Origin of the sequence: Herminiimonas sp. (assembly GCF_030645555.1) — a bacterium.
Classification (GTDB): Bacteria; Pseudomonadota; Gammaproteobacteria; order Burkholderiales; family Burkholderiaceae_D; genus Oxalicibacterium.
Genome location: NZ_JAUSME010000245.1, coordinates 1 through 16,927, shown reverse-complemented (window position 1 = coordinate 16,927; position 16,927 = coordinate 1). Strand labels below are relative to the sequence as shown.

Annotated in this window: 14 protein-coding genes and 1 pseudogene; 8 read left to right on the top strand and 7 right to left on the bottom strand. The window is 57.1% G+C overall.

What is annotated here, in order from left to right; genetic code table 11:
• Nucleotides 1-1,345 (bottom strand): chromosome segregation SMC family protein (locus Q7T06_RS09600; RefSeq protein WP_304784046.1); only part of this gene is annotated, 1,345 nt, incomplete at its 3' end.
• A gap of 262 nt (nucleotides 1,346-1,607) precedes the next feature.
• On the opposite strand from Q7T06_RS09600, the gene dapC reads away from it, so the two are divergent.
• From dapC to Q7T06_RS09560, 8 genes are all read left to right on the top strand, one after another.
• Entirely contained in the window at nucleotides 1,608-2,822 is a 1,215-nt protein-coding gene (dapC, locus tag Q7T06_RS09595; protein ID WP_304784044.1) for a succinyldiaminopimelate transaminase, read from the top strand.
• Nucleotides 2,823-2,851: 29 nt separating this feature from the next.
• Entirely contained in the window at nucleotides 2,852-3,676 is an 825-nt protein-coding gene (dapD, locus tag Q7T06_RS09590) for a 2,3,4,5-tetrahydropyridine-2,6-dicarboxylate N-succinyltransferase (protein ID WP_304784041.1), read from the top strand.
• A 50-nt stretch (nucleotides 3,677-3,726) separates the two neighbouring features.
• Nucleotides 3,727-4,854, top strand: coding sequence for a PilT/PilU family type 4a pilus ATPase (locus Q7T06_RS09585; protein ID WP_304784039.1), 1,128 nt, complete (start codon nucleotides 3,727-3,729; stop codon nucleotides 4,852-4,854).
• 2 nt (nucleotides 4,855-4,856) lie between these two features.
• Entirely contained in the window at nucleotides 4,857-5,210 is a 354-nt protein-coding gene (locus Q7T06_RS09580; protein ID WP_304784037.1) for an ArsC family reductase, read from the top strand.
• Nucleotides 5,211-5,213: 3 nt separating this feature from the next.
• Nucleotides 5,214-6,341 carry a succinyl-diaminopimelate desuccinylase gene (gene dapE, locus Q7T06_RS09575; protein ID WP_304784036.1) on the top strand — a complete coding sequence of 376 codons (1,128 nt, stop codon included), beginning with the start codon at nucleotides 5,214-5,216 and terminating at the stop codon, nucleotides 6,339-6,341.
• A 132-nt stretch (nucleotides 6,342-6,473) separates the two neighbouring features.
• Nucleotides 6,474-7,364 carry a 50S ribosomal protein L3 N(5)-glutamine methyltransferase gene (gene prmB, locus Q7T06_RS09570; RefSeq protein ID WP_370652359.1) on the top strand — a complete coding sequence of 297 codons (891 nt, stop codon included), beginning with the start codon at nucleotides 6,474-6,476 and terminating at the stop codon, nucleotides 7,362-7,364.
• Nucleotides 7,365-7,671: 307 nt separating this feature from the next.
• A complete protein-coding gene (locus Q7T06_RS09565; RefSeq protein WP_304784033.1) occupies nucleotides 7,672-9,642 on the top strand; it encodes an ATP-binding cassette domain-containing protein in 1,971 nt (656 codons plus the stop codon).
• A gap of 25 nt (nucleotides 9,643-9,667) precedes the next feature.
• Nucleotides 9,668-10,513: a Rossmann-like and DUF2520 domain-containing protein gene (locus Q7T06_RS09560; protein ID WP_304784031.1), complete on the top strand. Its 846-nt coding sequence runs from the start codon at nucleotides 9,668-9,670 to the stop codon at nucleotides 10,511-10,513.
• A 38-nt stretch (nucleotides 10,514-10,551) separates the two neighbouring features.
• Here Q7T06_RS09560 and motD read toward each other — a convergent pair whose 3' ends face one another.
• The 6 genes and pseudogenes from motD to flhA all read right to left on the bottom strand — a co-directional run bounded on the left by motD (nucleotide 10,552) and on the right by flhA (nucleotide 16,926).
• Nucleotides 10,552-11,331 (bottom strand): flagellar motor protein MotD, encoded by a 780-nt coding sequence (gene motD / locus Q7T06_RS09555; protein WP_304784028.1) that lies wholly within the window; start codon nucleotides 11,329-11,331, stop codon nucleotides 10,552-10,554.
• Nucleotides 11,332-11,368: 37 nt separating this feature from the next.
• Entirely contained in the window at nucleotides 11,369-12,109 is a 741-nt protein-coding gene (locus Q7T06_RS09550; protein ID WP_304784026.1) for a flagellar motor protein, read from the bottom strand.
• Complete coding sequence (locus Q7T06_RS09545; RefSeq protein WP_304784048.1) at nucleotides 12,091-12,822, bottom strand: RNA polymerase sigma factor FliA; 732 nt, start codon at nucleotides 12,820-12,822, stop codon at nucleotides 12,091-12,093. The genes Q7T06_RS09550 and Q7T06_RS09545 overlap by 19 nt, the downstream gene beginning before the upstream one ends.
• A gap of 3 nt (nucleotides 12,823-12,825) precedes the next feature.
• Nucleotides 12,826-13,641 (bottom strand): antiactivator of flagellar biosynthesis FleN protein, encoded by an 816-nt coding sequence (locus Q7T06_RS09540; protein ID WP_304784024.1) that lies wholly within the window; start codon nucleotides 13,639-13,641, stop codon nucleotides 12,826-12,828.
• A complete protein-coding gene (gene flhF / locus Q7T06_RS09535) occupies nucleotides 13,634-14,896 on the bottom strand; it encodes a flagellar biosynthesis protein FlhF (RefSeq protein ID WP_304784022.1) in 1,263 nt (420 codons plus the stop codon). The genes Q7T06_RS09540 and flhF overlap by 8 nt, the downstream gene beginning before the upstream one ends.
• Nucleotides 14,893-16,926: pseudogene (flhA, locus tag Q7T06_RS09530) on the bottom strand (flagellar biosynthesis protein FlhA). The gene flhF and the pseudogene flhA overlap by 4 nt, the downstream one beginning before the upstream one ends.
• Nucleotide 16,927 lies beyond the last annotated feature (1 nt).

Below are 16,927 nucleotides of genomic sequence, written 5' to 3'. Positions count from 1 at the left end.
CCTGTTTTTCTTCCAGCTGCATCTTCAGGTTGGCCAGATGCGTGCTGTCGGGCAGGTTCAAGCCCTGTTTTTCCTGCGACAGGCGCTCGCGGCGCACGGTCAGGCCAGCCAGGATGTTGGATGCATTGCGCTGGTGCGCCGATTCGAGTTCGATCTGCTGTTGCGCCTGCATGATCTTGGCGCGCGATTCCGTCGTTTTCAATTGCGATTCACGCCACGCCTGCTCCAGCGCCGGCAAGCGGTCGTTTTCGCGCTGCGCGGTTTCCTGCGCCTGCTCGACGCGCATCGCCTGCTCTTCCAGATGCATTTCCGCTTCCACCAGATCATCCTGGTATTGCGTACCCTGGCGCTGCCATTGATCACGTTGTGCAGTCAATGAATTCAATTGCGATTGCAGGCGGGTGCGCGATTCGATGACGAACTTGATCTGCGCTTCCAGGCTGCCGATTTCGGAATTGGTTTTGTATAGATGGCCTTGCGCCTGATGCATGCGGTCGCCGGCAGCGTAATGCGCCTGGCGCATGTGCTCGAGTTCGGTTTCGACGTGACGCAGCTTGGCGGTTTGCTCTTCCAGATCGACTTGTGCTTTTTCTATGTCGCGGAAGAACTTGTCCTGCTCGCCCTTCGCCTCGTTCTTGCGCAACAGCCACAGCAGCTTTTGCTTTTCATCCTGATCGGCTTGCAGCTCGTGGAATTTTTGCGCGACCGCAGCCTGGCTTTGCAGTTTTTCCAGGTTTGCATTGAGTTCGCGCAGGATGTCTTCAACGCGCAGCAGGTTTTCGCGCGTGTCCTGCAGGCGATTTTCGGTTTCGCGGCGGCGTTCCTTGTATTTCGATACGCCGGCGGCTTCTTCAAGGAAAATCCGCAGTTCTTCCGGACGCGCTTCGATGATGCGCGAAATCATGCCCTGCCCGATGATCGCGTAAGCGCGCGGGCCAAGACCGGTGCCGAGGAAGATATCCTGGATGTCGCGACGGCGCACCGCCTGGTTATTGATGTAGTAAGTCGACGTGCCGTCGCGTGTCAGCGTGCGCTTGACGGCGATTTCCGCGTACTGGCTCCACTGTCCGGCGGCCTTGCCCTCGCCATTGTCAAATACCAGCTCCACCGACGAACGACCTGCCGGTTTGCGGGTGGTCGTGCCATTGAAAATAACGTCCTGCATCGATTCGCCGCGCAGCTCGGAAGCCTTGGATTCACCCAAAACCCAGCGCACAGCATCAATGATGTTGGATTTGCCGCAACCGTTAGGGCCGACCACACCGACCAGCTGGCCCGGCACCTGAAAGTTTGTCGGATCGACAAAAGACTTGAATCCCGATAATTTAATGGAAGTTAGACGCACGTTATCGACCGTTCCTAGGATATAAAGCTGAAATTAATTTTCCGACCGAGTGGACGGATGCGGCGCAAGAACCCGCAAAAGGGGCTAATCATAGCATTTGCGATACCGATGGCCAGCATTTGGAACAACACTTTGCACGCACTGCGGTTACAGCGCCATGGGCGGTATAATGTGCCCACTTTGAACCTTGAGTTAGTTAGCTGCTTAGTCAGCATTTAATCAGCACTTAATCAGCACCTAACCCACCTTTTCCTCCTCTGCCGTGAATCCACTTCTGAACCTGCTGCAACCGTATCCATTCGAAAAACTCAAGCAACTGTTTGCCGGCATCACGCCGAACCCGGCTTATCGCGCCATCAGCCTCGGCATAGGCGAGCCCAAGCATCCGACGCCGGCCTTCATACAAAAAGCACTGGCTGACAACCTTGATGGCCTGGCGGCGTATCCGACTACTGCAGGAACGGAAGTCTTGCGCGCCACCATCGCCGGCTGGCTGGAACGCCGCTACAACTTGCCGAAACTGGATATAGCCACGCAGATATTGCCGGTCAATGGCTCGCGCGAAGCCTTGTTTGCGCTGGCGCAAACCGTCATCGATCCAACCCGGGAAGCGCTGGTCGTATGCCCGAATCCGCTGTACCAGATTTATGAAGGCGCAGCCTATCTGGCCGGCGCGCAGCCCTATTTCGTCAACTGCGACCCGGCACGTAACTTTGCACCGGACTTTGCCAGCGTCACCGCTGAAGTCTGGGCGCGCGTGCAACTGGTGTATGTCTGCTCGCCGGGCAATCCAGCCGGTGCAGTGCTGACGCTGGATGACTGGGCCGAACTGTTTGCCTTGTCGGACCGCTACGGTTTCGTGATCGCCGCCGATGAATGCTATTCCGAGATTTACTTCAAGGCAGAAGCGCCGCTGGGCGGACTGGAAGCCGCACACAAGCTGGGACGCACAGGCTATCCGCGCCTGATCGGTTTCTCCAGCCTGTCCAAGCGTTCGAACGTGCCGGGCATGCGTTCCGGCTTCGTCGCCGGCGATGCAGAAATCATGAAAAAATTCCTGCTCTACCGCACCTACCATGGCAGCGCGATGAGCCCATCGGTGCAAAGCGCATCGATCGCGGCCTGGAACGACGAACAGCACGTGATCGAGAATCGCGAAAAATACATCACCAAATTCAGGCAAGTCACGCCCTTGCTGCAGGAAGTGCTGGATGTGGCGCTGCCTGACGCCGGTTTTTACCTGTGGGCCAAAGTCGACAAACTGGTCGCCATCAGCGATATCGAATTCGCGCAGCGCCTGTATGCCGAATATAATGTCACCGTATTGCCAGGCAGCTATCTGGGCCGCGAGGCACATGGCATCAACCCCGGGCAAAATCGTGTGCGCATGGCGCTGGTAGCCGAGGTCGATGAATGCCTGGAAGCCGCGCAACGCATCGTCGAATTCACCAAAAAATTAGCTCTCCCTTCTTCGTAATCATTTCTTTTAACTGACAAGACCATCACATGACACAACAACTCGAACAGATCATTGAACAAGCATGGGAAAACCGTACAGATTTCTCGCCTAAAAATGCACCGGCAGACGTGCGTAGCGCAGTCGCGCAAGTCATCGCGCAATTGAACGAAGGCACATTGCGCGTGGCGCAAAAAGACAGCGGCACCTGGGTCGTCAATCAATGGGTCAAAAAAGCCGTCTTGCTGTCCTTCCGCCTGGAAGACAATATCGTGATGCCGGCTGGCGACCATATGCAGTTCTACGACAAGGTTCCGACCAAGTTCGCCAACTACACGGCGGAAGATTTCGCCAAGGGCGGCTTCCGCGTGGTGCCGCCTGCAGTCGCGCGTCACGGCAGCTTCATCGGCAAAAACGTCGTGATGATGCCTTCCTTCGTCAACATCGGCGCCTACGTCGATGAAGGCTCTATGGTCGATGCATGGGCGACCGTCGGTTCTTGCGCGCAGATCGGCAAGAACGTGCATTTGTCTGGCGGCGTCGGTATCGGCGGCGTGCTGGAACCTATGCAAGCCAACCCCACCATCATTGAAGACAACTGCTTCATCGGCGCCCGTTCGGAAATCGTCGAAGGCGTGATCGTCGAAGAAAACTCGGTCATCTCGATGGGCGTCTACATCGGCCAGTCGACCAAGATCTATGACCGCGCCACCGGCGAAGTCACATATGGCCGCATCCCTGCAGGCTCCGTCGTCGTATCCGGCAACCTGCCTTCGGCCGATGGCAAATACAGCTTGTACTGCGCCGTCATCGTCAAGCGCGTGGATGCAAAAACCCGTGCGAAAACCGGCATCAACGAACTGCTGCGCGACTAATCGAAGTATCGGTAATCAGCATTTCCACCCTCACCTACCTGGGACTACTCATGGCAATGGATCGGTTATTTCTCCTGATGAAGGAAAAAGCAGCATCTGACTTGTTTATCGCAGTCAATTCGCCGATCCATATCAAGATCAATGGCAACCTGATGCCGATCAACCAGCAAAAGCTGGACCAGAAAGCCATCATGTCGCTGCTGAGCGAGGTAGTGAGCAAGGAAAAGCTGGAAGAGCTGGAACAGAGCAATGAACTCAACATCGGCATCCCGGTCGCCGGCATAGGCAGCTTCCGCCTGTCGGCGTTTCGCCAGCGCGGCAGCATCTCTGCGGTATTGCGCTACATCCCGGGCGAGATTCCTGCACTGGGCAGCCTGTCGCTGCCAACGGTGCTGGCCGATCTGATCATGGAAAAACGCGGCTTGCTGCTGGTGGTCGGTGCTACCGGCTCCGGCAAATCGACGACGATTGCATCCATGCTCGATCATCGCAATGGCTTGCGCACCGGGCATATCCTGACGCTGGAAGATCCGATCGAGTATTTGTTCAAAAATAAAAAATCGATCGTCAATCAGCGCGAGATCGGCAGCGATGCAGCCAATCTGTCGGTAGCCCTGCACAATGCGTTGCGACAGGCGCCCGATTGCATCATGATCGGCGAGATACGCGACAAGGAAACGATGGCTGCTGCGCTCGCCTATGCGCAATCCGGCCATCTGGTGGTGGCGACGCTGCATGCGAACAACAGTTACCAGGCATTGACGCGCATCATCAATTTCTACCCGATAGAACATCGGCAATCCTTGCTGACCGATCTGTCATCCACCTTGCGCGCCGTGGTTTCACAGCGTCTGATCACGGCGATAGATGGTGGCCGACGCGCTGCTGTAGAAGTGATGCTGAATACGCGCCACGTTGCAGAGCTGATAGAGCAAGGCGAAATCACGCAAATCAAGGAAGCCATTGAAAAGAGCCTGTCACCCGGCTCGCAAACTTTCGAGCAGGCACTGATGCTGATGATCAAGGATGGCGTGGTCACGCAGGATGAAGCGATGGCGCATGCCGATTCCGCCAGCAATCTGTACTGGCTGCTGAACAATGCCCCACAAACGCTGGAAGCAGAAGAGCCGGAAGAAGAACAAGGCGCCAGCTTTACCGAATTCACGCTGAAGATGTAAGCATGACGATTACTTTATATGGCATCCCTAATTGCGACACGGTCAAGAAAGCACGTACCTGGTTAAGCAGCAATGGCAACGATTTTGTCTTTCACGATTTCAAGAAAGACGGCATCACGCGCGACTTGATTCAAACTTGGCTGCGCGACGTACCGTGGGATGTACTCGTCAACCGCAAGGGCACGACCTGGCGCAAGCTCAGCGATGAACAAAAAGCCGCAATTACCGATGCGGCCACCGCCACCGAACTGATGCTGGCGTCGCCATCGGTCATCAAACGGCCGGTATTGGTCAACAATAAAAAATCGACAGTCGGTTTTTCCGCCGATCTTTATCAACATATTTTCCAAGATTAATTTATGGGCAAGACGCTCGCACTTACTGAAGAACTGATCGCACTCTCGTCCGTCACTCCTGAAGACAAAGGCTGCCAGTCGCGCCTGATCGAATTGCTGGCGCCACTGGGCTTTGCATGTGAAACCATCACCTCCGACGGCGTCACCAATCTGTGGGCGCGCAAGGGCACGGCGCAACCTCTGCTGGTGTTTGCCGGCCATACCGACGTGGTGCCGACCGGCCCGCTGGGCCAGTGGACCTCGCCACCCTTCGTGCCTACGCAACGCGACGGCAAGCTGTATGGACGCGGCGCTGCCGACATGAAAACCTCGATCGCGGCAATGATCGTGGCCGCCGAAGAATTCGTGCATGCGCATCCTGACCACAAGGGTTCGATCGGCTTCCTGATCACCAGCGATGAAGAAGGTCCGGCCACCGATGGCACCGTGATCGTCTGTAACGCACTGAAGGCGCGCGGCGAACAACTCGATTACTGCGTGGTCGGCGAACCGACCTCGTCCGATGTGCTGGGCGACACGATCAAGAATGGCCGTCGCGGCAGCATGTCCGGCAAGCTCACCGTCAAGGGCATACAAGGCCACATCGCCTATCCGCAACTGGCGCGCAATCCTATCCATCAATGCGCGCCTGCACTGGCGGAGCTGGTGGCCGAAAAATGGGACGACGGCAATGAATACTATCTGCCGACTTCATGGCAGGTATCGAATATCCACGGCGGCGCAGGCGCATCGAATGTGATCCCCGGCGATGTCGTGATCGATTTCAATTTCCGCTTCTGCACCGCCAGCACGGTTGAAGGCTTGCAGCAGCGCGTGCAGGCCATCCTCGACAGGCACGGACTCGAATACGACTTGAAATGGTCGATCAGCGGCTACCCTTTCCTCACGCCTAAAGGCGCCTTGAGCGATGCGATGAGTGCAGCGATCAAGGCGGAAACCGGCGTGACGACAGAATTGTCGACCACCGGCGGCACTTCCGACGGCCGCTTCATCGCGCAGATTTGTCCGCAAGTCATCGAGTTCGGCCCGCCTAACGGCAGCATCCATAAAATCGATGAACACATAGAAGTGCGCTTCATCGATCCATTGAAGAACATCTATCGCCGCACGATGGAGAACCTGCTGCTGTAAGGCGGCGTACCGATTGCAGCGACGATGTGCGCAGGCTTTGCGCACATCGTCGCTGTGTTCAAGCGATTACCTTGTCCTGAACATGCCAGACGCATATCAGGCCTTACCCTTTTTACTTTGCCGTAGTTGACCATGCCTATCAAGCCTAACGATTTTTCCACCATACGCGATTTGCTGCGTTATGCCGTCACCCGCTTCAATACCGCCAAGCTGTTTTTCGGCCATGGCAGCAGCAATGCGCTGGATGAAGCCGCGTACCTGATCCTGCACACCCTGAAGCTCCCGCTCGACAAGCTGGATCCTTTCTTCGATGCGCATCTCTTGCAGGAAGAAGTCGATGCCGTGCTGTATGTGATCGACCAGCGCGCCGACCAGCGCCTGCCCGCCGCCTACATCACGCATGAAGGCTGGCTCGGCGGCTACCGCTTCTATGTGGACGAGCGCGTGATCGTGCCGCGCTCCTTCATCGCCGAACTGATCCCGGACCAGTTTTCACCATGGGTCAGCAATCCGGACAAGGTCACCAACATACTCGAACTGTGCACCGGCTCCGGCTGCCTGCCCATCATGCTGGCCGACGCATTCCCGAATGCACAGGTCGATGCAGTCGATATTTCAGCCGATGCGCTGGCCGTCGCGCAACGCAATGTGGAAGAGTACGAACTGCAGGACCGTATCACGCTGATCGAATCGGACCTGTACGAGAATCTGCCGGAAAACAAGTACGACTTAATCATCAGCAATCCGCCGTACGTCAATTCAGCTTCGATGGGCAAGCTGCCGCCCGAGTATTTGCGCGAACCGCAAATCGCATTGGCAGGCGGCGACGACGGCATGGATCTGGTGCGCAAGATCGTCGCCGGTGCGGCCAAACGGCTGACGCCCAAAGGCATATTGATGGTGGAAATCGGCAATGAAAGAGCCTACGCCGAAGCAGCCTTCCCGGAATTGAACCTGACCTGGCTCACGACCAGTGCCGGTGACGACATGGTGTTCCTGGTAACGGCAGACCAATTGCAATAAATCCTGTGGCCGGCGTTCCTGCCCAGGGTGTAGCAGGGGTTTCGAGTAGTATGCTACTCGCCTGCGGAACGATCTGAACTTGCAAGTTCAGGTGCGCCCTGCAAGGGGGAACCCGGCGCTGCAGCAAGACTCTGGATTCCCGCATCGGCAGGAACCACCAGGCTGGCCTGCACAGCACTACTCCGGTTTACGAGAAAATATTTTCCCGTCAGTCATTTTTTAACTCATTTATTAAGAAACAAAGCAGCTCGCAAGTTTCCGCTTTCTGTTTGCAAATTACATGATCCGTTTTCAACAAGTTTCCCTCATGCGCGGCATCAAGCCGCTGCTAGACAAAGTCGACGTCACGCTCAATCCGGGCGACAAGATCGGCCTGATCGGCGCCAATGGCGCCGGCAAATCCAGCCTGTTCGGCTTGCTGCGCGGCGAGCTGCATGCCGACCTCGGCACCATCGACTTTCCATCCAAATGGCGCGTCGCCTACGTCGCGCAGGAAACGCCGCCGCTGGAGCGTTCCGCGATCGATTACGCAATCGACGGCGACGTCACCCTGCGCCGGCTGGAAGAAGAGCTGGCCTTCCTCGAAAGTGAACCAGATACGCTGGACAACGGCACGCTGATCGGCGAGCTCTACAGCGCGCTGGCCGATGCCGATGCCTACACCGTGCGCTCGCGCGGCGAGCAATTGCTGCTAGGCCTGGGCTTCACGATGGCGCAAATGGAACAACCGGTTGCGAGTTTCTCCGGCGGCTGGCGCATGCGCCTGAATCTGGCGCAAGCGCTGATGTGCCCTTCCGATTTGCTGCTGCTCGATGAACCGACCAACCATCTGGATCTGGACGCCATCATCTGGCTGGAAGACTGGCTCAAACGCTATCCCGGCACTTTGCTGGTCATCTCGCATGACAGGGATTTCCTGGATGCCGTCGTCAACGTCATCGTGCATATCGATGAACGCAAACTGAAACGCTACTCGGGCAATTACTCTGGCTTTGAGCGTCAGCGTGCAGCGCAAATGATCCTGGCGCAAAGCGCAATGGAAAAACAGACACGCCAACGCGCGCATCTGGAATCCTTCATCAACCGCTTCAAGGCGCAAGCCAGCAAGGCGCGTCAGGCGCAAAGCCGGATGAAGGCCCTGGAAAAAATGGAAGAGCTCGCGCCCTTGCGCGCTGCTGCCGAATTTTCATTTGAATTCCGCGAACCTGCTGCTGCACCGAATCCATTGTTAGTGATGGAAAACGTCGATGCCGGTTACCGGATCGAAAATGAAGATTATTCGATCACGGAAAAGAAAATCGTTTCCGGCATCAACTTTTCATTGCAGATCGGCCAGCGCATCGGCCTGCTTGGCGTCAACGGCGCCGGTAAATCGACGCTGATCAAAACCATCGCAGCCGAACTGGCACCGCTGAGCGGCGTATCGGAATTCGGCAAGGGTCTGGCCATCGGTTACTTCGCCCAGCATCAGGTGGAAATGCTGCGCCACGAAGAATCGCCGTTATGGCATCTGGCGCATATCGCACCAAACGTACGTGAACAAGAGCTGCGCAATTTCCTCGGCAGCTTCAACTTCAACGGCGCAATGGTCACCAGCAAGATCGCCCCGTTTTCCGGCGGCGAAAAAGCCCGGCTCGCGTTGGCGCTGATCGTCTGGCAGCGCCCTAACCTGTTGCTGCTCGATGAACCGACCAACCATCTGGATCTGGAAACACGCGAAGCATTGACGATGGCATTGGCGCAGTTCGAAGGCACGCTGATGGTGGTCTCACATGACAGGCATTTGTTGCGCGCGACCACCGACGAATTCATCATCGTCGCCGACGGCAAGCTGCAACCCTTCGACGGCGATCTGGACGATTACAAGGATTGGCTATTCAAAACAAAACTGGCTACCAAAAATGCCGCCGCAGGCAATGCAGCGCTGCCGGCAGTCAAGGAAAAATCTGCCAGCGTAGTCGCACCAGCAGCACCTGCTGCATCAGCGGTGGATAAACGCGAACAAAAAAAGCAGGAAGCAGAAGATCGCCAGAAACTTGCTGCGCACAGAAAACCGATAGAGCTAAAAATCAAAAAACTGGAAGAGCAAATCGCCAAGCGCAACGCACAGAAAGCCGTCGTAGAGACAGCTCTTGCCGATCCCTTGATCTACGATGCCGCCAAGAAAAAAGAACTGAAGCAGTTGCTGGCAGATCAGTCTTTCTATACGAAAGAAGTCACGCAGCTGGAAGCAGAATGGCTGCAACAGCAGGAAGCGCTGGAACAAGCAGGCGCATAACGGACATCAACCCGGTGCTCGACACATGGCCCAGCCTCGCACACTCAGCATCATAGGATGCGGCAAAGTCGGCCAGACGCTGGGGCGCTTGTGGACAGAGCATAAAGCCATCACGATCCAGGACATCCTGAATAAGTCGGCGGCAAGCACTGCCCGAGCCGTTACCTTCATAGGTGCGGGACGCGCAGCCAGGGACTATGCCGACCTGATCCCTGCAGACATCTTCCTGATCGCCGCACCAGACGATCAGATCGCTGCCTGCTGCGTCGCCCTGGCGCATGCCGGCTGTCTCTCGGCCGGCAGCGTCGTCTTCCATTGCAGCGGCGCGCTGCCGTCCTCGATATTGCAGGCGGCAAGCGAGCGCGGTGCCAGCGTCGCCAGCATCCATCCGATACGCAGCTTTGCCGCACCGGAAAAAGTCGCCATGGATTTTGCCGGTACCTATTGCGGCGCCGAAGGCGAGCAACGCGCACTCGATATGTTGACGCCGTTATTCACGGCAATCGGTGCTCAGTTGGTGACGATCAAAATTGAAGACAAGATCCTGTATCACGCCGCCGCCGTGTTCGCCTCCAACTATCTGGTCACCTTGCTCGACACCGCCGTGCAAACCTACGGCCAGGCCGGTATCGCGCCCGATGTGGCGCTAAGGATGATGGCCTCGCTGGTGCGCGAGACGACAGACAATGTTTTAAGGATGGGGCCGCAACAGGCCTTGACCGGCCCGATCGCACGCGATGATGTCGCTACCGTGCTCAGGCAGTATCGCGCCGTCACCAAATGGAACCGGCCTTATGGCGCGCTATACAAACAACTGGGGAAATTGACCGGACATCTTGCACGCCGGCGGAAAAAATCAGATCGCGAGTAATCCTCGCAGAATGCAAATATCACGAACAGAGTCCGGTATCAGCTATCCGGCACCACCGGCACCTCTGTCACCACATCCGGCAAACCCGACAGGATCATCAATTCCACGCGACGATTGCGCAGCCGCCCTTCCGGCGTATCGTTGCTGTCGACTGGATGATTGGCGCCGTGGCCCATCGCGACCAGGCGTTTTTCATTCACGCCGCTTTCCAGAAACAGGCGCACCACGCTGCTGGCGCGCACGGCTGACAATTCCCAGTTGGATGGAAACATCGTGTTCTTGATCGGGACATTGTCGGTGTGGCCTTCAACCTGGATGTCGTTGTCGACCTTGTTCAATACTTCAGCAACGGCACGCAGCGCTTTTTCCGATTGCGGGCTGAGCTTGGCTTCGCCGGGCGCAAACAACACGCTGGCATTGATCTCGACGCTGACGCCGCGATTGGTTTGCGTCACGCGCACCTTGCCCTGGCTGATCAACGGTGCCATGGCCTTGAGAATATCGCGTGCGATATTGGTCATGCGGGCTTTTTCACGTTTGGCGGCAGCGTCATTGGCGCGTGGTGGATGCGCCGACATCGGCAGCGGCAAGGCCGGGCGACTCGGTTCGACTTGCGGTCTTATGGTTGGCGCTTTGGGCGTCACGCCGCTGAAGGCACTGCCGAGCGAATTGGACAGAATGCGGTACTTGCCTTCATTGACGGAAGAGATCGCGTACATGACGACAAAGAAGGCGAACAGCAGCGTGATGAAGTCGGCATAAGACACCAGCCAACGGTCATGGTTTTCATGCTCTTCTTCGTGTTTTCTGCGTGCCATGTATGCTCAAGTCTGCGTGTGGTGAGGAACCATAGCCTTACATCAGATAGATATTCATCCGCTCTTCAATCAAGCGTGGATTGTCGCCGGCGGCAATACCGGCAAAGGCATCTGCCAGCATTTCATGTTTGAAGACATCGCGATTGACGATCGCCTTGAGCTTGCTGGAAATCGGCAGGAACACCAGATTGGCAAAACCGACGCCGTATATCGTCGCCACAAATGCCACCGCAATGCCGCTGCCGAGCCGGCTTGGATCAGTCAGGTTTTCCATCACGTGGATCAAGCCGAGCACAGCGCCGAGTATGCCTATGGTCGGCGCGTAACCGCCCGCCGCTTCCCATATCTTGATCGCCAGGCGCTCACGTGTTTCATAAGCGCCCACTTCCATATCCAGCACTTCACGCAATTTGATCGGATCGACGCCATCGACTATCAGGCGCAAGCCGTGTGCAATGAAGGGATCCCGGACATCCTTGATGACACGCTCCAGGCTGAGCAGGCCTTCGCGCCGTGCGATAACGCTCCAGCTGATGATGTCCTGGGTCAAGGCGGCATAATCGTCGGCTTTCGGCACAAAAACGCGGGCTGACATCTTGATGCCGCGCACAAAATTTTTCCAGCCGCTTTGCAGCAGCACTGCGCCTATCGTGCCGACAACAACAATGACGAATGCCGCCGGCTGCACCAGCGAAGCGAGTTTTCCGCCTTCGAGAAACTGACCGGCAAGCAAACCGCCAAGCGCAAGCGCAACACCAATTAAGCTACCCCAGTCCACGCTTTCTCCCTTAAGTTTGCACGCATCCTGGCGATGGCCTGGCTATGTAATTGCGATACTCGCGACTCGGTCACGCCCATCACTGCGCCGATTTCCTTCAGGTTCATTTCCTGCTCGTAGTACAAACCCATCAGGATTTTTTCGCGTTCCGGCAAGGCCTGAATCGCGTCTATGACGGCGGAGCGAAAACCGGTGTTCATCAGGTTCTGCAAGGGATCAGGCGACTCGTCGGTGCAATAACGGTCGAGGAAATGCTCGCTATCCTCGGTATCGTGAAAGTCTTCGTAATAAACCAGTTGATGACCGCCGCCATCGCTGAGCAAATCCTGATAATCCGCCAGCGACAGCTTGAGCTGTTTTGCCACTTCGCTTTCATTCGGTGGGCGGCCCAGCTTTTGCTGCAAGCTGTTCATCGCGACCTCGATCTTGCGCATGTTTTGCCGCATGCTGCGCGGCATCCAGTCGCTGCTGCGCAACTCGTCGAGCATGGCGCCGCGTATGCGCTGGACTGCATAGGTTTCAAACTGTGCGCCGTGCGTTTCTTCGTAGCGACTGACGGCATCGAGCAAACCTATCATGCCGGCCTGGATCAGATCATCGACTTCCACGCTGGGCGGCAGTTTGGCTTTCATCTGGTGCGCCAGCTTTTTGACCAGCGGCGCATGCTCGCTGATCAAGTGGTCTTTGTCCGATTTTCCTTCCGCCGTATACATCATTCAGGCCCCAAGTCTGGCGCCATGGGCAGACAATGCAAACCGTTCTGCCAGACGCCGGAAGGCGACTGAGGCACCGGCCATCGGGAACGCATCCACCACTGCCCGGCCCAGACGTGCCGCACGCGTCAAATGATCGTCGGACGGCACAGAGCCGACCGCATGCAATTGCACGGCCAGATAACGGCTGGCGGCTTGCGCCATGTTTTGATAGACGACTTCGGCTTCGCGTTCATCGGCGCCGGTGACCAGGATGCCGAAAGGCCGGCGTCCCAGTTGCGCATTGAGGCGCTTGATCAGCGAGTACGCTTGCTTGATGGAGGCGGCGCCGGGCGTGACCTGAATCACGATGTCGCCGCTGGCCATGCCGGGGATAGCGAAATTGTCGTTCGCATCGAGCTCGGCATCGACCACCAGCACGTCTGACTGCGCTGCCAGCACGCCAAAGGCATTCGACAGGCGACGCAGCTGATCTGCATCATGCGTGGCTGCATGCAGCGAGCCGCTGGTCAATGAAGCCAGGCCGAAACCTTGCGGCATCGCTTGCACTACCTGATCCAGCGCGCGCTGCTGTCGCGCCACGTCGAGCAGGGTGGCTTGCATGTCCACGCCCATGCGGCGCGTGATGCCATCGGCCGAGGTGCATGCATCGAGCAACACGACATCGCTGCCGCTCAAGGCGAGAGAGGCACTCAAATTGACCAGCATCGCACTCTTGTCCGCCACCGGGGCCGCAGACAAAAAAGTAAAGATGCGCGGCTTCGGTCCGGCGAGCATACGCCGCAGACCTTCTGCCTGATCACATTCGAAACTAGCCAAGTATCACCTCACGCAAACTTTTTTCATTCATTGCTCGTGCCGTATTTGCCATGACCAAAGGGATTTCTGCATCATTGAACTGGAATGGCGCTGTTTCACGTTTAAGCTTGAATGCACGGTCAACCAGGTATTGCTGGTTGGCGACATGCAGGTCTTCCGGCACGCGTTGTCCATTAGCGACGTAGTATAAGTTCAATTTATGCCTGATGACTACATCTAGTGCACTGCCGATGGTTGCAGCTTCATCCAGTTTGGTCAATATGCAGCCGGCCAGACCCTCGCCCATATAGGAACGCACGACTTCATTGAGGGTTTCGCCGGTCGATGTGGCGTTCAGGCACAGCAGGCGTTTGACCTGGCTGCCGGCACCGGACAGCATCGCAATCTGTTCTGCCACCATCTGGTCGCGCTGGCTCACGCCCACGGTATCGATCAGCACGGTGTGTTTGCCTTTGAGTTCATCAAGCGCAATGCGCAGGTCCGCTTCATCCTTGACCGAGTGCACCATGACGCCGAGGATCTTGCCGTAGATGCGCAACTGCTCGTAGCCGCCGATACGATAACCGTCGGTCGTGATCAGGGCCAGCTTGCCGGGACCGTGACGCATCACGCAGCGTGCGGCCAGTTTTGCCGTCGTCGTGGTTTTGCCGACACCGGTCGGGCCGACCAGGGCGTAGACGCCGCCTTTTTCGAGAATTTCGTTTTCGTTGCCTATCGTGGCCAGGTTGCGCGTCAGGATAGTCTTGATCCAGTCCATGCCGCTCTGGTTGTCGCTGCCGGCCGGCATTCTTTCAATCAGATAGCGCGCCAGACTGGCGCTGAAACCGGCTGCCAGCATTTCGCGCAGCACGCTGGACTTGGCTGGTTCGCGCTTGTGCTGATCGGTCCATGCCAGTTCGGCCAGCTGCATTTCCAGCATGCCGCGCATCGAGCGGATTTCCTTCATCACATCATGCAGCTCGGCGCTGTTGATTTCGCCTGCGGGGGCAGCTTGCGTTGCGCCGGCAGTGATGGCCAAAGGTGCAGGCTGGGCTGCCTTGTGGCGCGGAGCCAGGGCAGCCAGCGTGTTTTCCGAAATCGTTTTTTCGATGACAGGATCGGACAACGATGCCATGTCTTCGCCAGCCAGCGCCAGTATCTCGACCCCGCCATCGACAGTGCGATTGGAAAGGATGACTGCATCCGGTCCGAGTGCTTCGCGCACCAGACTCCATGCGCCCCTGGACGTACTTGCAGTAAATTTTCTGACATTCATACCTGGCCTCCAACTAAGCTAGTCACTCTGATCGTTTTTGAATCGGGTACTTCTGCGTGCGAAAGTACTTTTAATTGCGGCAATGCACGACGCAGGAAGCGCGCCAGCAAGGCCCTTAACTGTGCCGGTACCAAAAGTACCGGCGTCAATCCCATTTGCTCCTGTTGCCGCGTCGCGGCTTCTGCCTGTGCGGCGATCGTATCGGCCAATCCCGGCTCTATGCCGGCGCCTTCCGGACCGCTGGCACTCAATGCTTGCGTGAGCAGGCGCTCGAGGCGGTTATCCAGTGTCATGACGGACAATTCATTGGTCGACGGGAACAGCTGCTGCACGATGGCGCGACCCAGAGTCACGCGTACCAGCGCCGTCAATTCATTGACGTCTTGCGTATAAGGCGCGTGCTCGGTCAGGGTTTCGATGATGCTGTGCATGTCACGGATGTGCACGCCTTCTATCAACAGGTTTTGCAATACTTTTTGCAGCGTGGACAATGGAATCAGCTTGGGCACCAGGTCTTCCACCAGCTTCGGCGTTTCCTTGGTCAGATGGTCCAGCAATTGCTGCACTTCCTGGCGACCCAGCAATTCAGCCGCATGCGTAGTGATCAAGTGATTCAAATGCGTGGCAACCACGGTACCGGCATCGACCACGGTGTAACCCATGCCTTGCGCCTGTTCACGCAAGCTTGCATCTATCCAGGTGGCAGGCAAACCGAAGGCTGGGTCGCTGGTGACAGGACCCGGCAGGGTGCCGCTGACCATGCCCGGATTGATCGCCAGATATTGTCCCGAGTGCGCCTCGCCATTGCCGACTTCTACGCCCTTGAGCGTGATGCGATAAGCCGATGGTTTCAATTCAAGATTGTCGCGGATATGTACCGATGGCGACAAGAAACCGACTTCCTGTGCGAATTTCTTGCGTATGCCCTTGATGCGGCGCAGCAGCTCGCCGCTTTGCGCTTTATCAACCAGCGGGATCAGGCGATAACCGACTTCCAGCCCCAGGGTATCGACCTGCACGATATCCTGCCAGCTGGCTTCTTCGATTTCCGGTGCAGCCGGTGGCGCAGTCACTTCGGCTTCGACTTCGGGTTCCTTCTTTGCGCGTTGCGCAACCATGTAGGCGGCACCTGCCATCGCGCTGGCCAGGAAGAGGAAAGACATATGCGGCATGCCCGGGATCAAGCCCATGCCGCCGATGATGGCTGCGGTGATGTACAACACTTGCGGCTTGGCGAACAACTGGCCGACCAGCTGGCCGCCTATGTCTTGTTCGCTGGCCACGCGCGAGACGACGATACCTGCCGCAGTGGAAATGATCAGCGAAGGAATCTGCGCCACCAGGCCGTCACCGATGGCCAGCAAGGTGTAGTTTTCCAGCGCGGCGGAAAAGCCCATGTCATGCTGGATGATGCCGACCACCAGCCCGCCGACGATATTGATGACGGTGACGATGATGCCGGCGATGGCGTCGCCGCGTACGTATTTGCTGGCGCCGTCCATCGCGCCGTAGAATTCCGCTTCCTGTGCAACCTGCGTGCGACGCAGGCGCGCATCCTGTTCGCCTATCAAGCCGGCGTTCAAGTCGGCGTCGATCGCCATTTGCTTACCCGGCATCGCATCGAGGGCGAAACGCGCACCCACCTCGGCGATACGGCCCGCACCCTTGGTGACGACGGTAAAGTTGATGATAGTCAAAATCACGAAGACGACGATACCGACCGTGTAATTGCCGCCGATCAAAAAATGACCGAAAGCTTCAATCACCTTGCCGGCTGCATCCGGGCCGTTATGGCCTTCGGTCAATACCACGCGTGTGGATGCCACGTTGAGCGACAGGCGCAACATCGTGCTGACCAGCAGCACGGTCGGGAACACCATGAAGTCCAGCGGCTTGACCGTATACAGCTCTGTCAGCAGGAAGATGATCGACAGCGCGATTTTGAAGCTGATGAAAATATCGAGCACGATGGCCGGCAGCGGCTAGATCATCATAGTCAGCATCATGATGATGATCAGCGGTGCGGCGATG